Genomic DNA, 21,753 nt, shown 5'->3' on the forward strand with positions numbered 1-21,753 from the left:
CGAATTAGAACGGTGATCACAAACCTACATACGGTATGTATGAAGATACATACCGTATGTATGAAAGGCAACAGCTGATGAATGCGACGCGTCGGACGCAGGCCGAGCGGGCTGCCGGAACGCAGGAGGCGCTGATCGGGGCCGCTCGATCGCTGTTCGCCGCACACGGATTCGCCGATGTCGCGCTCGAAACGATCGTGCGTACCGCGGGCGTGACCCGCGGGGCCCTTTATCACCACTTCGCCGACAAGACCGAGCTGTTCGCTGCCGTATTCGAACGGGTGGAGGGCGAACTTGCCGCGCGAATGGGTGAGGTGATCGCCGCGTCGAATCAGACCGACCCGGTGACCATCATGCGGTTGGGCGTCGATTTCTGGTTGGACGCCACATCTGATCCAGAGGTGCAACGCATCGTGCTTGTCGACGCGCCGGCTGTGCTGGGCTGGGCGCGATGGACTGAGATCGGTAACCGCTACAACATCGGGCTGGTGCGCGACCTGCTGGCCGGCGCCATCGAGATCGGCCGGATACCGCCGCAGCCGGTCGAAGCGACCGCACTGACGATGCTCGGCGCCATGCGCGAGGCGACCCTCTACGTGGCGCGGGCCGACGATCATGACCGGGCGCGCCAAGAAGCCGGCGCCGTCATGACTCGCCTCATTCACGCGTTGAGCGTTAGCTGACATCTCAGCCCAGGCGTTTTTCGGCCGGTGCGAGCGGGTATCTGGTCCGCAGCCGGCGGCGGCTGGGACGGGTGGTGGATGATTGGTCGACGACGACTGTCCCAAGCGCATGCTGTACGGACCCTGCGGTGGTGTCAAACCCGACGGGCAATGCGAAATGCGTCCCGGGCCTTGCGCTTTCGACCGCCCGGTGCCGTGGGCCGACGTCCCGGCACAGCCGGCCCCGGTCGCGGCGCCGCTGATCCTCACCGATTTCAGTTGTGCGCCGTTCGACGCCGGCGACGTCGCTGCCACCGCCGCTACGCTCGCCTCGAGTTGCGACGCGGTGTTGGTGGGCGAGCACCAGAACCGGCCCGATTTTCCTCCGACGCTGATGAGCCAACTGATCCTCGACGAAGGCGTCACACCGTGGATCACGTTGTCCTGTCGCGACCGCAATCGCATTGTCCTGGAACAGGAATTGCGCGGGCTTCGGTTCACGGGCGCGACGACGGTGTTCTGCGTGACCGGTGACGGCCGCGGCTACGACGTGCGCCCCGACGTGACGCAGACCTTCGATTTGGACGGGCCGCGGCTGGTGTCGCTTGCCGCCTCGCTCGACATGGTTGCCGCGGTGCCCGAAACTCCCACGGCGCCGCCGACTCACGCGCGGGCGGCGCGGCTGGTCGAGAAGCAGCGCGCCGGCGCGAGCCTGGCGGTGCTCAACCACGTGTCGTCAGCCCCGGCGTTGTCGGCCTTCATGGACGACGCGCGGTCCGCGGGATTACGGATGCCGGTGCTGGCCGCGGTCGCGGTGTTCACCGACGTGGTGTCGGCCGCCGTGTTGCAGGGTTTGCCGGGTTTGGAACTTGACCCGGCAGTGGTCGAGGGAGTGGTGAATGCGGCCGACCCGATCGAGGCGGGTATCGAGGCGGCCGTCACCGAGGCGCGAGAATTGCTGGCTATCAACGGGATCGACGGAGTCAACCTCTCCGGTTTGGCATCAGCGTCCGGTACGCGGCGCGGTGCGGAGATCAAAGCCGAGGTCGGCGCACGGATTCGAAGGGAGCATGCGTCATGAGTGACCCGGCGGAAGCCGAGTTCGACACACTCGCGGAGTGGACCGCGCAGGTCGCCAAGGACCTGGGTGAAGAGTTCTACATTCCGGCGGGCTGCCGCGGCAGCGGAAGTCCGGACGTGCTCGACTGGCTGATCGACCAGCTGGATCTCAAAGCCGGTGAGACGCTGCTGGATTGCGGTGCGGGCGTCGGTGGGCCGGCGGCCTATGCGGCCCAACAACGCGGTGTCCAGCCGATCCTGGTCGAGCCACAGGCGGGAGGTTGCGCGGCGTCGCGTGAGCTGTTCGGCTTTCCCGCGCTGCAAGCCGACGCGTCGAAGCTGCCATTTCCCGACGAGGCGTTCGACGCGACCTGGGCGCTCGGCGTGCTGTGTACGACCGAGGCGCAGGTGGAACTGTTACGTGAACTCGGCCGCGTGGTGCGGCGACCCGGCCGCATCGGGCTGCTGATCCTCATCACCCGCGAGCCGGCACCGCCGGGCGAGCCCGAAGACAGCTTCTTCCCGACCCGAGAGTCCTTCGACGAGTCGGTGCGTCGAGCGGGTCTGCGCATCGAGACGTGTCGCAGCGTCGGCGACATCTGGCAGCCACCGGAGCCGTGGCAACAGCGGGTCAGGGCCGTCGAGGCCGAGTTGGAGCGCAGGCACGGCGACGACCATGCGTGGCAGGTGGCCGAGGAGCAGTCCGACCGGATCGCGAAGCTGTTGAAGGACTCGGTGATCGAACCGCACGCATTCTTGCTGCGGCGAGCCGACTAGCGTTCGGCGGCGAACGCCCTCAGGTTGGCCAGCTGCGCGGAATCCAATGAGGGGTGGACGTTTTGGCGGGCGGCCGCGACGTCCTCGGCGGTGATCTCCGCCGCGTCGACCGATCGCCGCATCGCGGTGAGCGCGGCCTCGCGCAGCAGCGCCACACAGTCGGCGGCACTGTAGCCGTCCAGGTCGGCGGCCAAGGCATCGAGGTCGACGTCGTGCAGCGGTATCGACCTGCCGGCTGCCTGCAGGATGGCCGCTCGCGCGTGCGCATCGGGCGGCTCGACGAACACGAGCTTCTCCAGCCGGCCGGGCCGCAGCAGACCCGGATCGATGAGGTCGGGCCGGTTGGTCGCGCCGACCACCACCACGTCACGCATCGGCTCGATGCCGTCGAGTTCGGTGAGCAGCGCCGCTACCACCCGGTCGGTGACGCCGGAGTCGAAGCTCTGGCCGCGCCGCGGGGCCAGCGCGTCGACCTCGTCGAGGAACACCAGCGACGGAGCGGAATCGCGGGCGCGCCCGAACAATTCGCGCACCGCCTTTTCTGAGGAGCCGACCCACTTGTCCATCAGCTCAGAGCCTTTGACGGCGTGCACCGACAACCGCCCGGTGCTGGCCAGCGCGCGGACCACGAAGGTCTTGCCGCAGCCCGGTGGCCCGTACAGCAGGACGCCGCGCGGCGGCTGCACGCCGAGCCGGGCGAAGGTGTCGGGATGCTGCAATGGCCACAACACCGCTTCGGTCAACGCCTGTTTGGTCTCGGCCATGTCGCCGACGTCGTCGAGTGTGATCGAGCCGACCGAGACTTCCACAGCGGCCGAGCGTGACAGCGGCCGGATCACGCTGAGCGCGCCGACCAGATCGGCCTGGGTGAGGGTGGGTGAGTTGCCGTCGGCGCTGGCGCGGGCGGCGGCGCGCAGTGCGGCCTCGCGGACCAGTGCGGCCAGATCGGCGACGACGAAACCTGGTGTGCGCTCGGCGATTTCATCGAGGTCGAGGCCGTCGGTGGGTACCCGGGCCAGCAGGCTCTGCAGCAGCGCGGCACGGGTGGGTGCATCGGGCAGGCTGAGCACCAGTTCCCGGTCGCAGAGGTCGGGGGCGCGCAATCGCGGGTCGAGGTTCTCTGGCACCGACGACGTGACGATCACCGCGACACGTTCGGCGGCAACCGCTTTGCGCAGCTCCGAAAGGATCAGCGTCGCAACCGGTTCGGCATCGGCGGGAAGCAACGCGTCGATGTCGGCGATCAGCAGCACTCCGCCGCCGTTGCGCACCTTGGCCACCGACTCGGTGACCCGCTGCAGACGGTCGTCGGCGGCCAGCGCGCCGACCTCGGGACTGTCGAGTTCGACCAGCCGACGTCCCACGCACACCGCCCGCACCAGCGCCGTCTTGCCGACACCGGCAGGTCCCGAAATCAGGACACCCAAATTGGTTGTGGCGCCGAGCGTTTGGAGAAGGTGCGGCTCGTCGAGCGCCAGTTTCAGCCACTCGGTCAACTTGGCCGCCTGAGTGCTGACGCCTTTGAGGTCGCCGACGGTGAGCTGCGGTGCCGGCACGGTGGCCGGTGCTTCGACCGGGCCGGCTACGACACCGTTGCCCCACGTCACCAACGAATTCGGTTGCACACTTACCGGTCCGGCCGGGTCGACACCGGTGACCGTCAACAGCTCCGACGTCCAGCTGATGCCCACCGCGGAGGCCAGCGCACGCGTCGCGCTCGACGTCGAGGTGCCCGGCCCCAAGTCCCGGGGCAGTAGCGATACCGCGTCGCCGACGGTCAACACCTTGCCCAGCAACGCCTGGCGCAAGGTCCCCGACGGCAGGGATTGGGAGGCGAGGGCAGAGCCGCTGAGCGTCACCGACCGCGCGCCGTACACGGTCGCCGCGGTGACGATGACGGCTGCGTCCTCGCTCAGCCCGGCGTTGGACAGCGTCACGTCGTCGAGTAGCACGGTGCCGACCGGTACCTGCGGGCCGGCCATCCCGGCCACCGCGGTGGTGGTGCGCGAGCCGGTGAGCGACACCGCGTCCCACTCCCGAATGCCCAGCGCAGCAATCGCATTGGGATGCAGCCGGACAACCCCTCGCCGAGAGTCGACGGCAGAGGTGTTCAACCGCGCGGTCAGGGTCAGCCGAGCCGGAGAGGTCATGTGCGGCCGGTCGGCCGGCGTAGACCAAGCCGTGCGACCGATCGCCGGCTGGGCTGTGCTCGGCGAATCGCGCGCCGGGTCGCACGCCGCTGCTTGGGCTTTTCACCCCAGGCTTCAGGGTGCGCGGCGAGCCAGTGGTAGCTGCGGACGGAGAACGGGATGTAGCAGAGGTAGGCCGCGATCACCACCATGATCAGGATGTAGGGAAACAGGAACGCGGCGGCCGCGACGATGGTCAGCCCGGCCAGCAGCAGCGCGGCCAGGTTCGGCGGCACGGAGACCGCGTGCATCTTGCGCATCGGGATTCGGCTCACCAGCAGCATGGAGCAGGCCACCATCCAGGCGCAGACAAACCACGGTGACGTCCACCAGCCCGAGCCGAACTGCAGCTTGGCGGCCAGCGGGCCGAGCGCGCAGATCGCACCCGCCGGCGCCGGAACGCCGACGAAGAACTCCCGCGCGAACAGCGGCTGGGTGACGTCATCGAGTAGTGCATTGAATCTCGCCAGCCGCAACACAATTGAGACCGCGTACAGCATCACCACGACCCAGCCGGCCGGCTGGCCGGGCAACATCGACACGTACATGACCACCGCCGGGGCCACCCCGAAATTGACGGCGTCGGCCAACGAGTCGATCTCCTCGCCCATCCGCGACTCGGCGTCCAGCGCGCGGGCCACCCGGCCGTCGAGCCCGTCGAGGATGGCGGCCGCGGCGATCAACGCGATCGCCACATACGCCTGGCCTTCCAGCGCGAACCGGATCGAGGTCAGCCCCGCGCAGATCGCCAGCACGCTCATCGAGCTGGGCAGGATGCGCAGGGGAACGTTCCGTCTGCCGCGCGGCTTGGTCGTGATCACGGCAACTCGGCCAACACCGTCTCGCCGGCCACCGCCCGCTGTCCGACGCTGACCGCCAGCCCGGAACCGGCGGGCAGGTAGGTGTCCAGCCGCGACCCGAACCTAATCAGGCCGTAGGTGTCGCCGATCGAAAGCTTGTCGCCCGTCCGAACATTGCAGACGATGCGCCGGGCCACCAGCCCGGCGATCTGCACGGCCACAATGTCCACCCCGTCGGGGGTACGGATCCGCACGCTGTTGCGTTCGTTGCTGTCGCTGGCCACCGGAAGATCGGCCGATCCGAACAGGCCCGGCCGGTGCAGCACGTCGACCACTTCGCCGCTCACCGGCGCTCGTTGCACGTGCGCGTCGAACACCGACAGGAAAATGCTGACCCGCAGCATCTCGGCGTCGCCCATCTCCAGTTCGGGAGGCGGGGCGGCCGACTCGATCAGGCACACCTGGCCGTCGGCGGGCGCGACGACAATGCCGGGCCGCGTGGGTGGAACCCGCGGCGGGTGCCGGAAAAAGCCCGCGCACGCGCCAGCGGCCAGCAGGCCCGTCCGTCGCAGCCAGCGGGAGCGGCGACCGACCAGAGCAAGACCCAGACCGGCCGAAATGAATGGCAGCCCGGCGGGATGCACGGGTGGTACGGTCTCCCGCAGCAGCATGAAGATGTGCTGCGGGCTGATCGTCGGGTTCTCGGCCGTCGAGCGGGGACGTCGTGCCACGCGGTTATCTTACGGAGCCCGAATCGCCGTCAGACCGGATACGTGACGCCGGTCAGTTCCTCGGAGACCGCCCACAGCCGTTGCTGCAGGGCCTCGTCATGAGACTGCGCGCTCGACGACACCAGCTTCGGGTGGCCGCGCATCTCGCCCAACCCGTCGGGTCCGTAGTACTGGGCCCCAACGACGTCCGGGTCGGTAGCGGCGCGCAGCGTCGGAAGCGCGCCCATCGCCGCGCCCTGGAAGAAGACCGCGCCGGCCACCGTGAACAGCGGCTTCGCCCACCCCGGCACGCTGCGGCCCAGCTCCGTGCTGGACGCGCCGGGGTGCGCCGCGACGGCAATGGTGTTCTGGTCATGCTGCGCCAATCGTCGCTGCAACTCGTAGGTGAAGAGCAGATTGGCCAACTTCGACTGGCCGTAGGCGGCGTACCGGTCGTAGCTGTGTTCCCACTGCAGATCGTCGAAGTGGATTGCCGCACGCAGCCGGTGGCCGTTGCTGCTGACGGTCACCACCCTCGATCCGCGTACCGGCAGCAGGTTGCCCAGCAGCAGGCCGGTCAGCGCGAAATGGCCCAAATGGTTGGTGCCGAACTGCATCTCGAAGCCGTCGGCGGTGAGCTGTTTGGGCGTCCACATCACGCCGGCGTTGTTGATCAGCAGGTCGACTCGCGCATACGTCTCGCGTAGCGCGGCCGCGGCGGCGCGCACCGAATCCAATGAGCTGAGGTCGAGTTCCTGCAACGTCACGTCGGCACCGGGGTTGGCGGCGACGATGCGTGCCAGCGCCAGGTTGCCCTTCTCCAGGTTGCGCACCGCGAGGACGACGTGCGCTCCGGCCTGTGCGAGGGCCGCGGCGGTGTGGTAGCCGAGGCCGGTATTTGCGCCGGTGACAATGGCTACCCGTCCGCGCTGGTCGGGTATGTCGCCGGTGGTCCACGTGCCCTCGGAACTCATCGGGAACGACGATACCCATCAGACTGCGGTGTCGCCGTGTCGGTGCGATTCGTTCTTGCGGCGGTGGCATCCTCTGAAGGCGTGGACATGGTTGATCCCGCGCATCTGCCCAGCCGGCGGGCGCCGTTGCGATGGGCGGTCGGTGGCGTCATTCCGTGGCTGTTGCTGGCCGTTGCTCAGGTCGTCTGGCTGGAATTCGACACGCGAATGCCGTGGCTGCACATCGTGATCGGTGCCGCGACGGCGCTCGGTCTGGTGGTGTCGACGGCCCTCGTGCCGGTCTGGCGCTACCGCGTGCATCGTTGGGAGCTCGGTCCCCAGGCGGTGTTCACCCGCACCGGATGGCTGGTACAGGAACGCCGGATCGCGCCGATCTCGCGGGTGCAGACCGTCGATACCTACCGCGGCCCGCTCGATCGGTTGTTCGGACTGGCGAATGTCACGGTCACGACCGCCTCGTCGTCTGGAGCGGTGCACATCGTGGCGCTTGACAACGACGTCGCCGATCGGCTGGTCGCACAACTGACCGACGTCGCCGCGATCGGCGTCGAGGATGCCACGTGAGTTGTGCCGGTGACTCGACCACGCGCCGCAGTAGCGGCGCCAATGTTGAGGAGCGGCACCGATGAACACAGCCGATTGGCAGCGACTGAGTCCCAGGATGCTGCTCGTCCACCCGGTGTACGAACTGCTGCGCGAACTGCCGTTTTTGATCGGCGCGATCGTGGTCGGCACGACGACCGGCAACCAACTGTGGACGGTCGGCGTTGTGGCCTACACCGTCGTGATCGGGGTGGCCCGCTGGGTGACCACCAGTTATCGCATCGACGCCGGCCAACTGCAGCTGCGGACCGGCTTGCTGCAGCGCAAGGTTTTGTCGTTGCCACTGAACAGGATTCGTTCGGTAAGCAGCGACGCCGGGCTGCTGCACCGGCTGATGGGCCTGGCGGTGGTGCGGGTGAGCACCGGTCAGGAGGCCAAGGGCGGCAGCGGTTCCGGCGTCTTCGAATTGAACGCCGTCGAGGCCGGCCAGGTGCCACGGTTGAAGGCCATCCTGCTGGCCGACACGGCCCAGGCCCACGAGGACGAACCCTCCGAAACGTCGGGTGTCTTGGCCCGCTGGCAGCCGGCGTGGCTGCGGTATTCGCCGTTGAGCGTCTCTGGTCTGCTGTCGCTGGCTGCCGCGGCCGGCGTGGTCTACGAGAGCGGTTTCGTTGGGCCGCTACAACATTCGCGGATCGTCGAGTCGGGAATCGACGCGGCCCACAAGCTCGGGACGGTGACCGCGGTCGCGGTGATCGGCGGCGTCATCCTGCTGGCGTCGGTGTTGCTCGCGGTGTTGCGGTCGCTGCTCACCTGGGGGAACCTGGTGCTTGTCCGCCAGGCCGACGTGCTGCACCTGCGGCACGGTCTGCTGCGGTTGCGCGAGCGTTCCTATGACATGAGCAGGCTGCGCGGCGGCACGCTACGGCAACCGCTGTTGGTGCGGCTATTCGGCGGCGCGCGGTTGGATGCGGTGATGACCGGGGTACACGGGGCCGGTGAGGCGTCGGTGTTGCTGCCCCCGTGTCCGGCGGCCACCGCGGAGTCGGTGCTGACCGAGTTAATCGGCGATCAAGAGGTGGTGGCCGGGCCGCTGCGTGGCCACGGCCGTCGGGCCGCGACCCGGCGATGGACCCGTGCACTCGGGTTGCCAGTGCTGGCCGGCATCGGCTTGCTGCTGGCAGCGGCATTGGGCACGAAAGGCACTGTGCCGGTATGGGTTTGGCCCGCCTGGATTGCAGTGACGGCATGGTGTGCGCTGCTGGCGGTCGACCGAATCGGCGCGCTCGGGCATCGGGTTGACGACGGCTGGCTGGTGATGCGGTCGGGCAGTGTCGAGCGGCGCCGCGACTGCATTGCGACGGCGGGCGTGATCAGCTGGACGGTCCGCCAGACGCCGTTTCAGCGCCGGGCCAATGTCGCGACGCTGGTGGCGGCCACCGCCGCCGGGGTCAAGCGCTACCCGCTGATCGACGTCCCGGACGACGAGGTGTGGGCGATCGCGGCGCAGGCGTCGCCGTGGGTGGCCGACAGCATCTGGGCCCGCACAGGTTCCTAGGCGGTCAGCCCGCGCACCGCGATGATGCGGGCCGCGAGTTGTTCGCTGGTCGCCGCGGCAACCGGCGGGCCGCCGCACAGCCGACGAAGTTCGTTGTGAATCCAGCCGTGCGGCTTGCCAAGTCGATAGTGGGCCGCTGACACCAGCGCGTTCAGCTCGCGACGAAGTTCGCGCAGTTGGCCGTGCCGAGTGACCGGCTCGGCCGTCGCGGCGCTGTCACGGCTACGACGGTCGAACTGCTCTTCTTGCTGGCGCCGCAACAACTCTCGCATCTGCCCGGCGTCCAGCAGTCCCGGGATGCCGAGGTAATCGGCCTCCTCGTCGCTGCCGGCGGGCGTCGCGGTGCCGAACGACGAGCCGTCGAAGATCACCTGGTCGAGTTCGGCGTCGGCGCCGAGCGATTCGAACTTGTTGTCGTTCTCCGAGGGCTCGTCCTGGCGCCGTTGCGCCTCGGCCAGTTCGTCGATCTCTTTCTCTCGATGTGGTTGGCCGAGAACGTGATTGCGCTGTGCCTCCAGCTCGCTGGCCAGCAGGAGCAGGGACGGCACCGACGGCAGGAAGACGCTCGCGGTCTCACCGGGCCGTCGCGACCGGACGAACCGGCCGATGGCCTGAGCGAAGAACAACGGCGTCGAGGCGCTGGTGGCGTAGACGCCGACCGCGAGCCGCGGCACGTCGACACCCTCGGACACCATCCGCACCGCGACCAGCCAGCGGCTATCTGCCGCGGAGAACTGCGCGATGCGCTTCGACGCGCCCGGATCATCCGACAGCACCACGGTCGGCTCTTCGCCGGTAATCCGTTTCAACAGAACGGCATACGCGCGGGCGGCTTGCTGATCGGATGCGATCACCATGCCGCCGGCGTCCGGTACCCCGCCGGCGCGCAGCTGCCGAAGCCGGGTGTCGGCCGCGGTGACGACCGCGGGCATCCACTCGCCGGCCGGGTCCAGCGCGGTACGCCAGGCCCGCGCGGTGTGTTCAGCGCTGGCCGGTTCGCCGAGCCGGGCCGAGTACTCGGCGCCGGCGCTGTCGCGCCACCGCGTCTCACCGGAGTAGGCCATGAACACCACCGGGCGCACCACGCCGTCGGCGAGTGCGTCGGTGTAGTCGTAGGTGTGGTCGGCTTGCGACCGCAGCACGCCCGCGGCGTCCGGTTCGTAGCGCACGAAGGGGATCGGTGAGTCGTCGCTGCGGAACGGCGTGCCGGTCAGCGCCAGCCGCCGGGTGGCGTCACCGAACGCTTCCAGGAGGGCGTCACCCCAACTCTTGGCCTCGCCGCCGTGGTGGATCTCGTCGAAGATGACGAGCGTGCGCCGGCCCTCGGTGCGCACCCGGTGCCGGGTCGGGTGGCTGGCCACCTGCGCGTAGGTGACGACTACACCGTGATACTCGGCGGAGGTGTGCGCCGCGCTGTTGCTGAACTTGGGATCGAGGGCGATGCCGTCGATCGCGGCGGCCGAGGCCCACTGCACCTTGAGGTGTTCGGTGGGAACGACGACGGTGATGGCCTCGATGGTGCGGTCCGCCAGCAACTCCCCGGCAATCCGCAGGGCAAATGCGGTCTTGCCTGCGCCGGGGGTAGCGACCAGCAGGTAATCGCGCGGTTTGGCGCTCAGATAACGCACCAAGGCTCGACGCTGCCAGCCCCGCAAAGCCCGGGTGCTGGGCGCTTCAACTGCCCGCACCCGAGACTCCAATCTGATCGAGATGCAGTCTAGGGCAAGGACATCGGGCCATGCATCTTCGCAGGGCGGCGGCGAGTCGTGGCAACAGGCCTAGACATTTCGGCTGTGGGCAACGCAACAAATATCGATCTTGATGGCGAAAGCGCAAGACAATGCGGGGTCGACAGCTCGCGGTTGCTGTGACCGGCGGCGGCTCGCTCGTGAGCTGCTGGATCGCGTGGTAGCAAGGGTGGCTGTTCTGCTCGCAGCTTGGTTCAGGAGTCATCGACATGCACTTCGCGGGTCTGCCGCCAGAGGTCAACTCCGGTCGAATGTACGCCGGCCCCGGCGTGGGGCCGTTGCTGACCGCCGCCTCGGCCTGGGACGAGCTGGCCAACGAGCTCCACTCGGCGGCGAGCGATTATGAGTCGGTGATTGCGGGCCTCACCAGCGAGCTATGGCAGGGCGTCTCCTCGGAGTCGATGGCAGCCTCCGCCGCGCCTCAGGTCGAGTGGCTGCGTTCCACCGCGTCGCGGGCGACCCAGGCCAGCACGCAGGCCAAGGCCGCCGCCTCGGCCTACGAGTCGGCCTACTCGATGACCGTGCCGCCTACCGCGATCGTGGCCAACCGGGCGCAGCTGCTCACTCTGCAGGCGACGAACGTGCTCGGCCAGAACACCTCGGCGATCGCGGCCAACGAAGTCGCATACGGCGAAATGTGGGCCCAGGATGTCGCGGCGATGTACGCCTACGCCGGCGCCGCGAAGTCGGCGTCCCAGGTGACGCCCTTCACCCAGCCGCAGCAGGCCACGAACCAGGATGGGGTGGCCTCGCAGAGCGCCGCGGCCACCCAGGCCGGCGGCACCGTGGCCGGGAACGCGCAGTCGACGATGTCGGCGATACCCAGCGCCCTGCAATCGCTCGAGTCGTCCACCGGGTTGACCGGTTTTTCGGAGTTCTCGAACGTCTACGACCTCGCGTCATTGGGCTCCGGACTGCTTGGCAACGGCACGGGGTTGATCGGGCTGTCTGGTGCGGCGGGCTTCATCACCAAGACCGAGGACAAGATCACCGCCCCCCTGTTCGATTCGGACGATCCAGCAAAACCGGCAGCTCCGCCGAAGCCGGGGGCCCACGTGCCCAAAGCAGCGTCTGCGGTGTCGGCCGAGATGGGCGAATCCGGTTCGCTCGGACGACTCTCGGTGCCGCACGGCTGGACATCGGCGGCCCCGCAGGTTCGGCTCGCCGCCGTGGAGGCGCCGGTGGCCAGCGCCGCTCCGCCGAGCGCCTCGGGGATGTTCGGTGACATGCCGCTGCTCGGCCAGGCGCCGTTGATGGCGATGCCTGGTCGCGACAGCACGCGCGAGCCGCGCCAGCGAGCCGCAGTGCCGGGAGTCGTCACTACACGAGAAGCCAAAATCGAAGCTCGACCCGTCGGCGCCGCGGCGCACATGCGTGAGATCGCCGACGTGCTCAGCAAACTCGCCGAACTGCGCGACAACGGGGCGTTGACCGAGCACGAGTTCACCGAGCAAAAGCAGCGCCTGCTCGGCGGCCGCTGAGCGGCCCAGCCCGTAGCATCAAGGCGGTGACCGAAGAGAGCGTTCGCGTCGAAAGACTACTCGACGCCGAAGCCAAGGCCGAGCAGTTGTTCGACGAGATCGAGCGTCGCGGCCTGATTCGCGCCGGAGTCGGAGAGAAAGATCTGTCCGACGAGATCAACGCCTTGGCCGCGGACTTGCTCGGCGTCACGCGGCACTGGCATCGGCGGATCGTGCGCGCCGGCGAGAACACCCTGCAGCCGTTCAAGGAACGTCCGCCCGACCGCGTCCTTGGCGCGGACGACATCGCGTTCCTCGACCTCGGCCCGATATTCGAGGAGTGGGAAGCCGACTTCGGTCGCACGTATGTCCTCGGCGACGACCCGGATAAGCTTGCCCTGCGCGACGCGCTACCGAGGGTATGGCAGGCGGGGCGTGCCTACTTCAACGACCATGCCGACGTCACCGGTTCCGAATTATTCGACGCCACAGTCGGATTGGCCCGCGACGAGGGGTTCGACTGGGGCAGTCACATTGCCGGTCACCTGGTCGGGGAGTTCCCGCATAAGACGATCCCCGGCACCAAGACTGAGTGGTACGTCATGCCCGGCTCCACCAAACCGATGCGGCGGCTCGACCCCAGCGGCCGTCAGTGTCACTGGATTCTGGAAATACACCTGATCGATCCGCAGCACCGGTTCGGCGGCTTCTACGAGAAGCTGCTCGATATCGGTTAGACGGGGTAGCTCACCCCGGTCAGTTCCTCGGAGACAGCCCAGAGCTTGCGCTGGCGCGCGGGGTCGTGGGACTTCGCGCTCGAGCTGACGACGACCGGGTAGCCGCGCATCTCGCCGAAGCCGTCGGGTCCGTAGTACTGCCCACCGACGACCGCCGGGTCGGTCGCGGCGCGCAGCTGCGGCAGCGCTCCCATATCCGCGTCCTGCGCGATAAGACCGAAGAGGCGGTAGAGCACGGGCTGAACCCGTGGCGGCAAGTTGCGGGTCAACTCGGTGTTGGACCCGCCGGGATGGGCGGCAGCGGCGATCGTGGTGCCATGGGACGCCAGCCGCCGCTGCAGTTCGTAGGTGAACAACAGGTTGGCCAGCTTGGCCTGCCCGTACGCCGCGACCCGGTTGTAGCTGTGCTCCCACTGCAGGTCGTCGAAGTGAATGTCGGCCAGGATGCGGTGGCCGATGCTGCTCACGGTCACGATCCGGGAGCCGGCAACCGGCAGCAGGCGGTCCAGGAGCAGCCCGGTGAAGGCGAAGTGGCCCAGGTGGTTGGTGCCGAACTGAAGCTCGAAACCGTCCTTGGTGTTCGACTTCGGGGTCCACATCACGCCCGCGTTGTTGATCAACAAATCGATGCGGTCGTGGTCGGACCGGAGCTGCTCCGCGGCAGCGCGAACCGAATCCAACGATGTCAGGTCGAGTTCCTGCAGGGCGAGGTCTGCGCTCGGGAAGCGCCGCTTGATCAGGAGTTCGGCGTCCTTGCCCTTGTCGAGGTTGCGGACCGCGAGCACGACGTGCGCGCCCTTGGCGGCCAAGACTGCGGCGGTCTCGAATCCGAGGCCGGTGTTGGATCCGGTGATGACGGCGACGCGACCGGTCTGGTCGGGAATGTCGGCGGTCGTCCATTTCGACATGAAATGCTCCTCAGGCGGTAAGGTAAGCGGGGCGTTCGCCCCGGTTTGATGCCACGACTATACGGAACGCACGCCCCGCTTTGTCAACCCACGAGGGAGTGAAATGTCGGTACCCGCCAAGCCGTTGCGTGCGGACGCGGCCCGCAACCGCGCCCGGGTACTGGAAACTGCCTACGAAACCTTCGCCGCCGAAGGCCTGTCGGTGCCGATCGACGAGATCGCCCGGCGAGCCGGCGTCGGCGCAGGCACGGTGTACCGCCATTTCCCTACCAAAGAAGACTTGTTCGCCGCGGTCGTCGACAATCGGTTGAAGCAGGTCATCTCGGCGGGTCACGCGCTACTCGACGATCCCGGTCCGGCGGAGGCGCTGTTCACGTTCCTGCGGTCGATGGTGCTCGACTTCGGTGCGACCGACCAGGGCTTGGTCGACGCGTTGGGCGGCATGGGCATTGACATCCATACGGCGGCGCCCGACGCCGAAGACGCCTTCCGCAGGCTCCTCGGCGAACTGCTGGTCGCCGCCCAGCGAGCCGGAACCGTCCGGCCCGACGTCGACGTGCCCGAGGTCAAGGCCCTGCTGGTGGGATGCCAAGCGATGCAGGGCTATGACAAGGAGCGTGCCGAGCGGGTGACCAGCGTGGTCATCGACGGTTTACGCCCGCCGCGATGAGCCTGGGCTGATCTTGCACTCGATATAGGCGAGTGCTAAAAATGACACTGGCACTCGCGACCGGCGAGTGCTAGGTCGGGACGGTGAGGCAAGGGCCGCGCCAGCGGAGACACCCAAGCCGTCCGTCGCGGGCACTGCACCCGGCCATAGACGTGTCATCCCCAATCGGAGGAATCACTTCGCAATGGCTAAGACAATTGCGTACGACGAAGAGGCCCGTCGCGGCCTCGAGCGGGGCCTGAACAGCCTCGCCGACGCGGTAAAGGTGACGTTGGGCCCCAAGGGTCGCAACGTCGTCCTGGAGAAGAAGTGGGGCGCCCCCACGATCACCAACGATGGTGTGTCCATCGCCAAGGAGATCGAGCTGGAGGACCCCTACGAGAAGATCGGCGCCGAGCTGGTCAAGGAAGTCGCCAAGAAGACCGATGACGTTGCCGGTGACGGCACCACCACGGCGACCGTGCTCGCGCAGGCGCTCGTCAAGGAAGGCCTGCGCAACGTTGCCGCCGGCGCCAACCCGCTGGGCCTCAAGCGCGGCATCGAGAAGGCCGTCGAGAAGGTCACCGAGACCCTGCTGAAGTCGGCCAAGGAGGTCGAGACCAAAGAGCAGATCTCGGCCACCGCTGCCATCTCGGCCGGTGACACCCAGATCGGCGAGCTGATCGCCGAGGCCATGGACAAGGTCGGCAACGAGGGTGTCATCACCGTCGAGGAGTCGAACACCTTCGGCCTGCAGCTGGAGCTCACCGAGGGTATGCGCTTCGACAAGGGCTACATCTCGGGTTACTTCGTCACCGACGCCGAGCGTCAGGAAGCGGTCCTCGAAGACCCGTACATCCTCCTGGTGTCGTCGAAGGTGTCGACGGTCAAGGACCTGCTGCCGCTGCTGGAGAAGGTCATCCAGTCCGGCAAGCCGTTGCTGATCATCGCCGAGGACGTCGAGGGTGAGGCTCTGTCGACCCTGGTCGTCAACAAGATCCGTGGCACCTTTAAGTCCGTCGCCGTCAAGGCCCCGGGCTTCGGTGACCGCCGCAAGGCCATGCTGCAGGACATCGCGATCCTGACCGGTGGCCAGGTCATCAGCGAAGAGGTCGGCCTGTCGCTGGAGACCGCTGACATCTCGCTGCTGGGCCAGGCCCGCAAGGTGGTCATCACCAAGGACGAGACCACCATCGTCGAGGGCGCCGGTGACTCCGACGCCATCGCCGGACGGGTTGCCCAGATCCGCGCCGAGATCGAGAACAGCGACTCCGACTACGACCGCGAGAAGCTGCAGGAGCGTCTGGCCAAGCTGGCCGGTGGTGTTGCGGTGATCAAGGCCGGTGCTGCCACCGAGGTGGAGCTCAAGGAGCGCAAGCACCGCATCGAGGACGCCGTGCGTAACGCCAAGGCGGCCGTCGAAGAGGGCATCGTCGCCGGTGGTGGCGTGGCTCTGCTGCAGTCGGCTCCCGCGCTGGACGACCTGAAGCTGACCGGTGACGAGGCGACGGGTGCGAACATCGTGCGCGTGGCGCTCTCGGCTCCGCTGAAGCAGATCGCGTTCAACGGTGGGCTCGAGCCCGGCGTCGTCGCGGAGAAGGTCACCAACTCGCCCGCCGGCACCGGCTTGAACGCCGCCACCGGTGAGTACGAGGACCTGCTCAAGGCGGGCGTCGCCGACCCGGTCAAGGTGACCCGTTCGGCGCTGCAGAACGCGGCGTCCATCGCGGCGCTGTTCCTGACCACCGAGGCCGTCGTTGCCGACAAGCCGGAGAAGGCCGCCGCTCCCGTCGGCGACCCGACCGGTGGCATGGGCGGTATGGACTTCTAAGTAAGTCGACGAAAAGGCCCGGCTCCTATCAGGAGTCGGGCCTTTTTCGTATGTTGGCTCTGCGCTCATGGCGGAAAAGTGCGAGTAGCCACCACCGTCACCGCAGAGTCAACGCCGCGCAGCGCACCAGCGGCAGAGGCTCATGCGACCGAGAGTAGGCCTGGTTATCCGCGAATTTGGGTAACTGATCTACTGAACGTTCGAAGAGTTGGGGATGAAGGGAATGAAGTAATGCGGAAAACGTTACAGCGCACGATCTTTGGAGTAATCCCCAGCTGCGCGGCCTGCTTGATCCTGGCGCCGACCGCAGCCGCTGCGCCCGACCCCTGCTCGGCCAGCGGAGTGGCGGCCACCGCTAGCGGGGTGCTGAACTCGGCGAGCGGATACCTCGATGCCCATCCGGACGCCAACAATGTGTTGACCGGCGCGGTCAACCAGTCGCCGGCCGACGCCAAGTCATCGGTGCGGGGTTACTTCCTCAGCCATCCCGGGCAAGCGCTGGAGTTGAAGGGCATCGCCCAGCCGCTGCTCGACCTGCGCGGCCGGTGCAACACGTCGGTGTCACCGGACCAATTGGCGGCACTGTTCGACGCGCTGTCCACCAACTGACTTCGCGGGCGCCCGCCACACCCGTCACCCGCGGAGGTGGCATCCGATGTGCCCACCTTCGCGCGACAACACCCGGGCAATTCGCTCAGAGGCGGGCACATCACCCCCGTCCGGCCAGCGACATTCGCGGGTACGGACTGCCCGTCGAAGTCAGGCCGGCACGGGCTGGCGGCCGCGAATCAGCTTGCCGGGGCGCGCGTCGGTGGGCACGCCGTTCTCGGCGATCACCTCACCGCTGACGATCGTCGCGACGTAGCCTTCGGCGGTCTGGTCGAGCCGACGTCCGCCGGCGGGCAGGTCGTGCGCGATCACTGGCTTGTGCAGCCGCAGTTTTGCGTGGTCGATCACGTTGAGGTCGGCTTTGTACCCCACGGCGATCCGGCCGCGGTCGGCCAAGCCGGCGACTTGGGCCGGCACCGAGGTCAGACGGCGAATCGCATCCGCCACCTCGAATCGGCCGGCCTTGCGGTCACGCGCCCAGTGCGCCAGGAAGTACGTCGAATAGCTTGCGTCGCAAATCATTCCGTAGTGCGCGCCGCCGTCTCCCAATCCCAGCACCACGTCGTCGCGGTGAAGCAGTTCGCCGACCGTATCCAGTGACTGGTTCTGCAGGTTGCTGGTCGCGACCAGCAGCATGGCGCGTCCTTCGTCGTCGAGTAGCCGGTCGTAGGCCTCTTCCATCGGGTCGACGCCCTTGGCGCGGGCGCGGGCGCCGATGCTGTCTTTCGGGTCTGGCTCGTAATTGGGGTTGTCGGTCAGCGGGAAGATCCAGTCCCACATCTGTGCGACGTAGAGGATCGGGTGGCCGACGCCGGGCTTGTCGGCGAGGATGCGGGCGCGGACTTCGGGCTTGCGCATCTCGGCGACGCGCTCGGCCAGCGGCAGGTCCATGATCTCGCGGTAGCTGGGATACAGCACGAACGGGTTGGCGGTCAGCTGCAGGCCGATGATCAGCCCGATCGGCCTTGGCAGGAGTTGAGCGGTGACCTCGCCGCCCGACGCGTTGGCCTTCTCGATCATCGTGATGGCGTCCGGCCACGTCGGGTCGCCGCTGTTGCCGACCACCAGCGTGAACGTCACCGGCAGCCCGACGTCCTCAGCCACGTCGAACACCGTCTGCAGCACCGGCTGGTAGCCGGCGGCTGGAATGTCGGGAACGAACTGCAGCAGTCCGCCGCCGCCGTCCACGACTCCGCGCGCGATCTCCTCGATCTCCTCGCGGGCCGCGTCGTAACTCGGTATCGGAGAACCACTTTCGGTCTTGTGAATGGTGAGCCGCGACGACGCAAAGCCCAGTGCGCCGACCTCGATCGCCTCCTTGGCCAGCTTGCGCATCATCGCCAGGTCCTCGGCGGTGGCCGGCTCGCGGTTGGCGCCGCGTTGGCCCATCACGTAGACCCGTAACGGCGAGTGCGGGAGGTAGGCGGCGACGTCGATGTCGCGTTTGCCCGCTTCCAGAGCGTCCATGTACTCCGGGAAGGTCTCCCAATTCCACGGCAGGCCGTCGGTCATGACGACACCGGGGATGTCCTCCACCCCGGCCATCACGTCGACCAGGACGTCGTGGTCTTCCTGCCGGCAGGGCGCAAATCCCACGCCGCAATTGCCCATCACCACGGTGGTCACGCCGTGCGCGGACGACGGCGTCAGTCGTTCCGACCAGATCGACTGGCCGTCGTAGTGGGTGTGCAGATCGACGAAGCCGGGCGTGACCAGCAACCCCGAGGCCTCGATCTCGCGAGCGGCACCGGCTCCGTTGAGGTCGCCGACCGCCGCGATGACTCCGTCGCGCACGGCGACATCTCCGGCGAACGGCTCGCCGCCCAGCCCGTCGACGATGGTGCCGTTGCGGATGATCAGGTCGTAGGTCATCTCTCGAATCTACGACCGTGTCGGTGCTAGATGCCAGGATCGGTGGCGTGATGGCCGGCGACGATGCAGAGCGTAGCGATGAGGAGGAGCGGCCCAAGGCTGTGATGGCCGGCGACGATGCAGAGCGTAGCGATGAGGAGGAGCGGCCCAAGTGATCGATCACTTTGGAATCAACTGCAAGGACTACGCCAAGGCGCAGGAGTTCTACGACCGGGTGCTGCCGACGCTGGGGTACTCGCGGCAACTCGATTTCGGCGAGGCCGTCGGATACGGACCGGACGGTAGCCCGGACTTTTGGATTGCCGTGGGTGCGGGGATGGGTCCGAATCGTGAGACACACTTCGCCTTCACCGCGGCCGACCACGGCGCGGTACATGCGTTCCATCAGGCTGCCGTCGAGCTGGGCGCCGAGGTACTGCACTCACCCCGGCTATGGCCGGAATACGGCGAGGGCTATTTCGCTGCCTTCGTCCGTGACCCCGACGGCAACAATGTCGAAGCCGTCTGTCACGCGTAGGGTCGGCAGATATGTCTGACCCCGACGACGCTGCCCGGGAATTGCTCCGCGACTCGTTCACCCGCCTGATCGAACACGTCGACGAGATCACCGACGGCCTGACCGAAGAGCAGGCGGATTACCGGCCCACGCCGCAGGCCAACAGCATTGCGTGGCTGATCTGGCACAGCGCCCGGGTGCAGGACCTCCAGCTCGCTCCGATCGCCGGCATCGACCAGGTGTGGACGAGCGGCGGATGGGTGGATCGGTTCGGACTCGATCTGCCGCGCAACGACTCCGGTTACGGACACGGCCCTGAAGAGGTTGCCAAGGTGCGAGCACCGATCGAGCTGCTGGTCGGGTACTACCACGCCCTGCACGAGGCGACGCTGAAATTCGTCGCGGGCGTCACCGCCGAAGACCTGCTGCGCATCGTCGACCGCAACTGGGATCCGCCAGTGACGGCCAGCGCCCGGATCGTCAGCATCATCGACGACTGTGCACAGCACCTGGGCCAGGCGGCGTATCTGCGCGGAATCGCACCCTGACGCCGTAAAACTTGACACCTGTCGAACCCGTGCGACCCACGTCACACTGACGCGTCTACGATGGCCCCTATGACCGCCATCAAGCCTCCCGAAACCGCGCCTAGCATCACCGAGTTTTCCGGCACCGGCACCATCCACAACCCCGCCACCGGCGCCGTCGCCGGCCAGGTCGAATGGACCGATCCCGCCGACGTGCCCGCCATCGCGGCTGGTCTGCGCGCCGCGCAGCGCGAATGGGAGCAGCGCGGCCCCGATGGTCGCGGCAAAGTGCTGGCGCGGTTCGCGATCTGGCTAGCCGACCACCGCGACGAGATCGAAAGCCTGCTGATCGCCGAAACCGGGAAATCGGCTGTCGATGCGGCACAGGAAGTGCCGATGCTGATCATGATCCTGTCCTATTACATCAGGACGTCCGCCAAGGCGCTGGCGCCCGAAAAACGTCCTGCCGCATTGCCTTTCATGGCGATCAAGAAGGTGTCGGTGCACTACCGGCCGCGACCCGTCGTGGGCGTCATAGCGCCGTGGAACTACCCGGTGGCCAACGCGCTGATGGACGGCATCGGTGCCCTGGCCGCGGGCTGCGCGGTGCTGTTGAAGCCGTCGGAACGCACCCCGCTGACCGCCGAGGTGCTGCGACGCGGCTGGCTGGAGTCGGGGGCGCCCGACGTTTTCGCGGTGGTACAGGGTGCCCGAGCGGTGTCCGAGGCCGTCATCGACAACTCGGACTATGTCCAGTTCACCGGCTCGTGCGCCACCGGCAGCAAGGTAATGGAGCGCGCCGCGCGGCGCCTGACGCCGGTCAGCCTCGAACTCGGCGGCAAGGACCCGATGATCGTTCTCGAGGACGCCGACGTCGATCTCGCCGCACACGCCGCGGTGTGGGGTGCGATGTTCAACGCCGGCCAGACCTGCGTCTCGGTGGAGCGCGTCTACGTGCTCGATTCGATCTACGACCAGTTCGTCGACGCCGTGGTCCGCGACGTGCAGAAGCTGCAGGTCGGAGCCGGCGCGGGGAACACCTTCGGAGCGCTGATCGACGAGGAGCAGCTGGCGGTCACCGAGCGGCACGTGCGCGAGGCGTTGGCCGCCGGTGCCAAAGCGCTCACAGGTGGTCAACGCACCACCACCTCGGGCAGCTTCTACCCGCCCACCGTGCTGGTCGACGTCGACCATTCGATGAGTTGTATGACCGAGGAAACGTTCGGCCCGACGCTGCCCATCATGAAGGTCGCATCGGTCGATGAAGCGATCCGGCTCGCCAACGACAGTCCGTACGGGCTGAGTGCCTCGGTGTTCTCCAAGGACGTCGAGAGGGCCAAAGAGATTGCACTGCAGCTGGATTGCGGTGCGGTCAACATCAACGACGTGATCACCAACCTGATGTGCACGACGGCGCCGATGGGCGGCTGGAAGACCTCAGGTATCGGCGCGCGGTTCGGCGGCGCGGACGGTCTGCGTAAGTTCTGCCGGGTCGAGACCGTTGTCGCCCCGCGCACGAATGTCGGTGCGGGCGGGAATTTCTACCACAACTCGCTGAAGGCGCTGAAGCGGACGAACAAGATGATGACCAAGTTGGCGCTCGCGCGTCCCCGCCGCGTCGCCAAAAAGTAATGCTGCTGCTGC

The 21,753-nt window shown here is 67.5% G+C and carries 21 protein-coding genes; 14 read left to right on the top strand and 7 right to left on the bottom strand.

Annotated elements, in window-relative coordinates; translation table 11 throughout:
• Positions 1-77: 77 nt before the first annotated feature.
• From MKK62_RS12980 to MKK62_RS12990, 3 genes are all read left to right on the top strand, one after another.
• Positions 78-683, top strand: coding sequence for a TetR/AcrR family transcriptional regulator (locus MKK62_RS12980; protein ID WP_240260699.1), 606 nt, complete (start codon positions 78-80; stop codon positions 681-683).
• 109 nt (positions 684-792) lie between these two features.
• Positions 793-1,743, top strand: a complete 951-nt coding sequence (locus MKK62_RS12985) for a methylenetetrahydrofolate reductase (protein WP_240264173.1) — start codon at positions 793-795, stop codon at positions 1,741-1,743.
• Complete coding sequence (locus tag MKK62_RS12990; RefSeq protein WP_240260698.1) at positions 1,740-2,498, top strand: class I SAM-dependent methyltransferase; 759 nt, start codon at positions 1,740-1,742, stop codon at positions 2,496-2,498. Before MKK62_RS12985 ends, MKK62_RS12990 begins: the two co-directional genes overlap by 4 nt.
• Here MKK62_RS12990 and MKK62_RS12995 read toward each other — a convergent pair.
• Genes MKK62_RS12995 through MKK62_RS13010 form a run of 4 tightly spaced genes read right to left on the bottom strand, consistent with a single transcriptional unit; the run spans position 2,495 to position 7,171 of the window.
• Positions 2,495-4,648, bottom strand: a complete 2,154-nt coding sequence (locus MKK62_RS12995; RefSeq protein ID WP_240260697.1) for an AAA family ATPase — start codon at positions 4,646-4,648, stop codon at positions 2,495-2,497. The genes MKK62_RS12990 and MKK62_RS12995 overlap by 4 nt on opposite strands.
• On the bottom strand, positions 4,645-5,505 hold the full coding sequence (locus MKK62_RS13000) for a CDP-alcohol phosphatidyltransferase family protein (protein WP_240264172.1): 861 nt from the start codon (positions 5,503-5,505) through the stop codon (positions 4,645-4,647). The genes MKK62_RS12995 and MKK62_RS13000 overlap by 4 nt, the downstream gene beginning before the upstream one ends.
• Complete coding sequence (locus MKK62_RS13005) at positions 5,505-6,218, bottom strand: phosphatidylserine decarboxylase (RefSeq protein ID WP_434085063.1); 714 nt, start codon at positions 6,216-6,218, stop codon at positions 5,505-5,507. Before MKK62_RS13005 ends, MKK62_RS13000 begins: the two co-directional genes overlap by 1 nt.
• A gap of 29 nt (positions 6,219-6,247) precedes the next feature.
• A complete protein-coding gene (locus MKK62_RS13010) occupies positions 6,248-7,171 on the bottom strand; it encodes an SDR family NAD(P)-dependent oxidoreductase (protein ID WP_240260696.1) in 924 nt (307 codons plus the stop codon).
• An 87-nt stretch (positions 7,172-7,258) separates the two neighbouring features.
• Between MKK62_RS13010 and MKK62_RS13015 the strand changes: the two genes are divergently transcribed.
• Together MKK62_RS13015 and MKK62_RS13020 are read left to right on the top strand one after the other, a co-directional pair.
• A complete protein-coding gene (locus tag MKK62_RS13015) occupies positions 7,259-7,735 on the top strand; it encodes a PH domain-containing protein (protein WP_240260695.1) in 477 nt (158 codons plus the stop codon).
• Between the two features lie 61 nt (positions 7,736-7,796).
• Positions 7,797-9,272: a PH domain-containing protein gene (locus tag MKK62_RS13020; protein WP_240260694.1), complete on the top strand. Its 1,476-nt coding sequence runs from the start codon at positions 7,797-7,799 to the stop codon at positions 9,270-9,272.
• Here the strand turns inward: MKK62_RS13020 and MKK62_RS13025 are convergent.
• Positions 9,269-10,960, bottom strand: a complete 1,692-nt coding sequence (locus MKK62_RS13025; RefSeq protein ID WP_240260693.1) for a DEAD/DEAH box helicase — start codon at positions 10,958-10,960, stop codon at positions 9,269-9,271. The genes MKK62_RS13020 and MKK62_RS13025 overlap by 4 nt on opposite strands.
• 269 nt (positions 10,961-11,229) lie before the next feature.
• Between MKK62_RS13025 and MKK62_RS13030 the strand changes: the two genes are divergently transcribed.
• Together MKK62_RS13030 and MKK62_RS13035 are read left to right on the top strand one after the other, a co-directional pair.
• A complete protein-coding gene (locus tag MKK62_RS13030) occupies positions 11,230-12,501 on the top strand; it encodes a PPE family protein, SVP subgroup (RefSeq protein ID WP_240260692.1) in 1,272 nt (423 codons plus the stop codon).
• A gap of 26 nt (positions 12,502-12,527) precedes the next feature.
• A complete protein-coding gene (locus tag MKK62_RS13035; RefSeq protein ID WP_240260691.1) occupies positions 12,528-13,217 on the top strand; it encodes a M24 family metallopeptidase in 690 nt (229 codons plus the stop codon).
• Here the strand turns inward: MKK62_RS13035 and MKK62_RS13040 are convergent.
• On the bottom strand, positions 13,214-14,125 hold the full coding sequence (locus tag MKK62_RS13040; protein ID WP_240260690.1) for an SDR family NAD(P)-dependent oxidoreductase: 912 nt from the start codon (positions 14,123-14,125) through the stop codon (positions 13,214-13,216). The genes MKK62_RS13035 and MKK62_RS13040 overlap by 4 nt on opposite strands.
• A 103-nt stretch (positions 14,126-14,228) precedes the next feature.
• Here MKK62_RS13040 and MKK62_RS13045 point away from each other — a divergent pair, with 103 nt between their 5' ends.
• The 3 genes from MKK62_RS13045 to MKK62_RS13055 all read left to right on the top strand — a co-directional run bounded on the left by MKK62_RS13045 (position 14,229) and on the right by MKK62_RS13055 (position 17,214).
• Positions 14,229-14,795 carry a TetR/AcrR family transcriptional regulator gene (locus MKK62_RS13045; protein ID WP_240260689.1) on the top strand — a complete coding sequence of 189 codons (567 nt, stop codon included), beginning with the start codon at positions 14,229-14,231 and terminating at the stop codon, positions 14,793-14,795.
• 184 nt (positions 14,796-14,979) lie between these two features.
• On the top strand, positions 14,980-16,605 hold the full coding sequence (groL, locus tag MKK62_RS13050; protein WP_240260688.1) for a chaperonin GroEL: 1,626 nt from the start codon (positions 14,980-14,982) through the stop codon (positions 16,603-16,605).
• Between the two features lie 231 nt (positions 16,606-16,836).
• Positions 16,837-17,214, top strand: a complete 378-nt coding sequence (locus tag MKK62_RS13055; RefSeq protein WP_240260687.1) for a heme-binding protein — start codon at positions 16,837-16,839, stop codon at positions 17,212-17,214.
• Positions 17,215-17,364: 150 nt separating this feature from the next.
• Here MKK62_RS13055 and MKK62_RS13060 read toward each other — a convergent pair whose 3' ends face one another.
• Positions 17,365-19,086 (bottom strand): N-acyl-D-amino-acid deacylase family protein, encoded by a 1,722-nt coding sequence (locus tag MKK62_RS13060; RefSeq protein WP_240260686.1) that lies wholly within the window; start codon positions 19,084-19,086, stop codon positions 17,365-17,367.
• Between the two features lie 17 nt (positions 19,087-19,103).
• Between MKK62_RS13060 and MKK62_RS13065 the strand changes: the two genes are divergently transcribed.
• The 4 genes from MKK62_RS13065 to MKK62_RS13080 all read left to right on the top strand — a co-directional run bounded on the left by MKK62_RS13065 (position 19,104) and on the right by MKK62_RS13080 (position 21,741).
• On the top strand, positions 19,104-19,241 hold the full coding sequence (locus tag MKK62_RS13065; protein ID WP_240260685.1) for a hypothetical protein: 138 nt from the start codon (positions 19,104-19,106) through the stop codon (positions 19,239-19,241).
• Positions 19,238-19,603, top strand: a complete 366-nt coding sequence (locus tag MKK62_RS13070; RefSeq protein ID WP_240260684.1) for a VOC family protein — start codon at positions 19,238-19,240, stop codon at positions 19,601-19,603. Before MKK62_RS13065 ends, MKK62_RS13070 begins: the two co-directional genes overlap by 4 nt.
• Before the next feature lie 11 nt (positions 19,604-19,614).
• Positions 19,615-20,130 (top strand): mycothiol transferase, encoded by a 516-nt coding sequence (locus MKK62_RS13075; RefSeq protein ID WP_240260683.1) that lies wholly within the window; start codon positions 19,615-19,617, stop codon positions 20,128-20,130.
• Between the two features lie 69 nt (positions 20,131-20,199).
• The gene (locus tag MKK62_RS13080; RefSeq protein ID WP_240260682.1) at positions 20,200-21,741 is read left to right on the top strand and encodes an aldehyde dehydrogenase family protein; all 1,542 of its coding nucleotides are present in this window, start codon (positions 20,200-20,202) and stop codon (positions 21,739-21,741) included.
• Positions 21,742-21,753: the final 12 nt, after the last annotated feature.

Source organism: Mycobacterium paraterrae (assembly GCF_022430545.2).
Taxonomy (GTDB): domain Bacteria; phylum Actinomycetota; class Actinomycetes; order Mycobacteriales; family Mycobacteriaceae; genus Mycobacterium; species Mycobacterium paraterrae.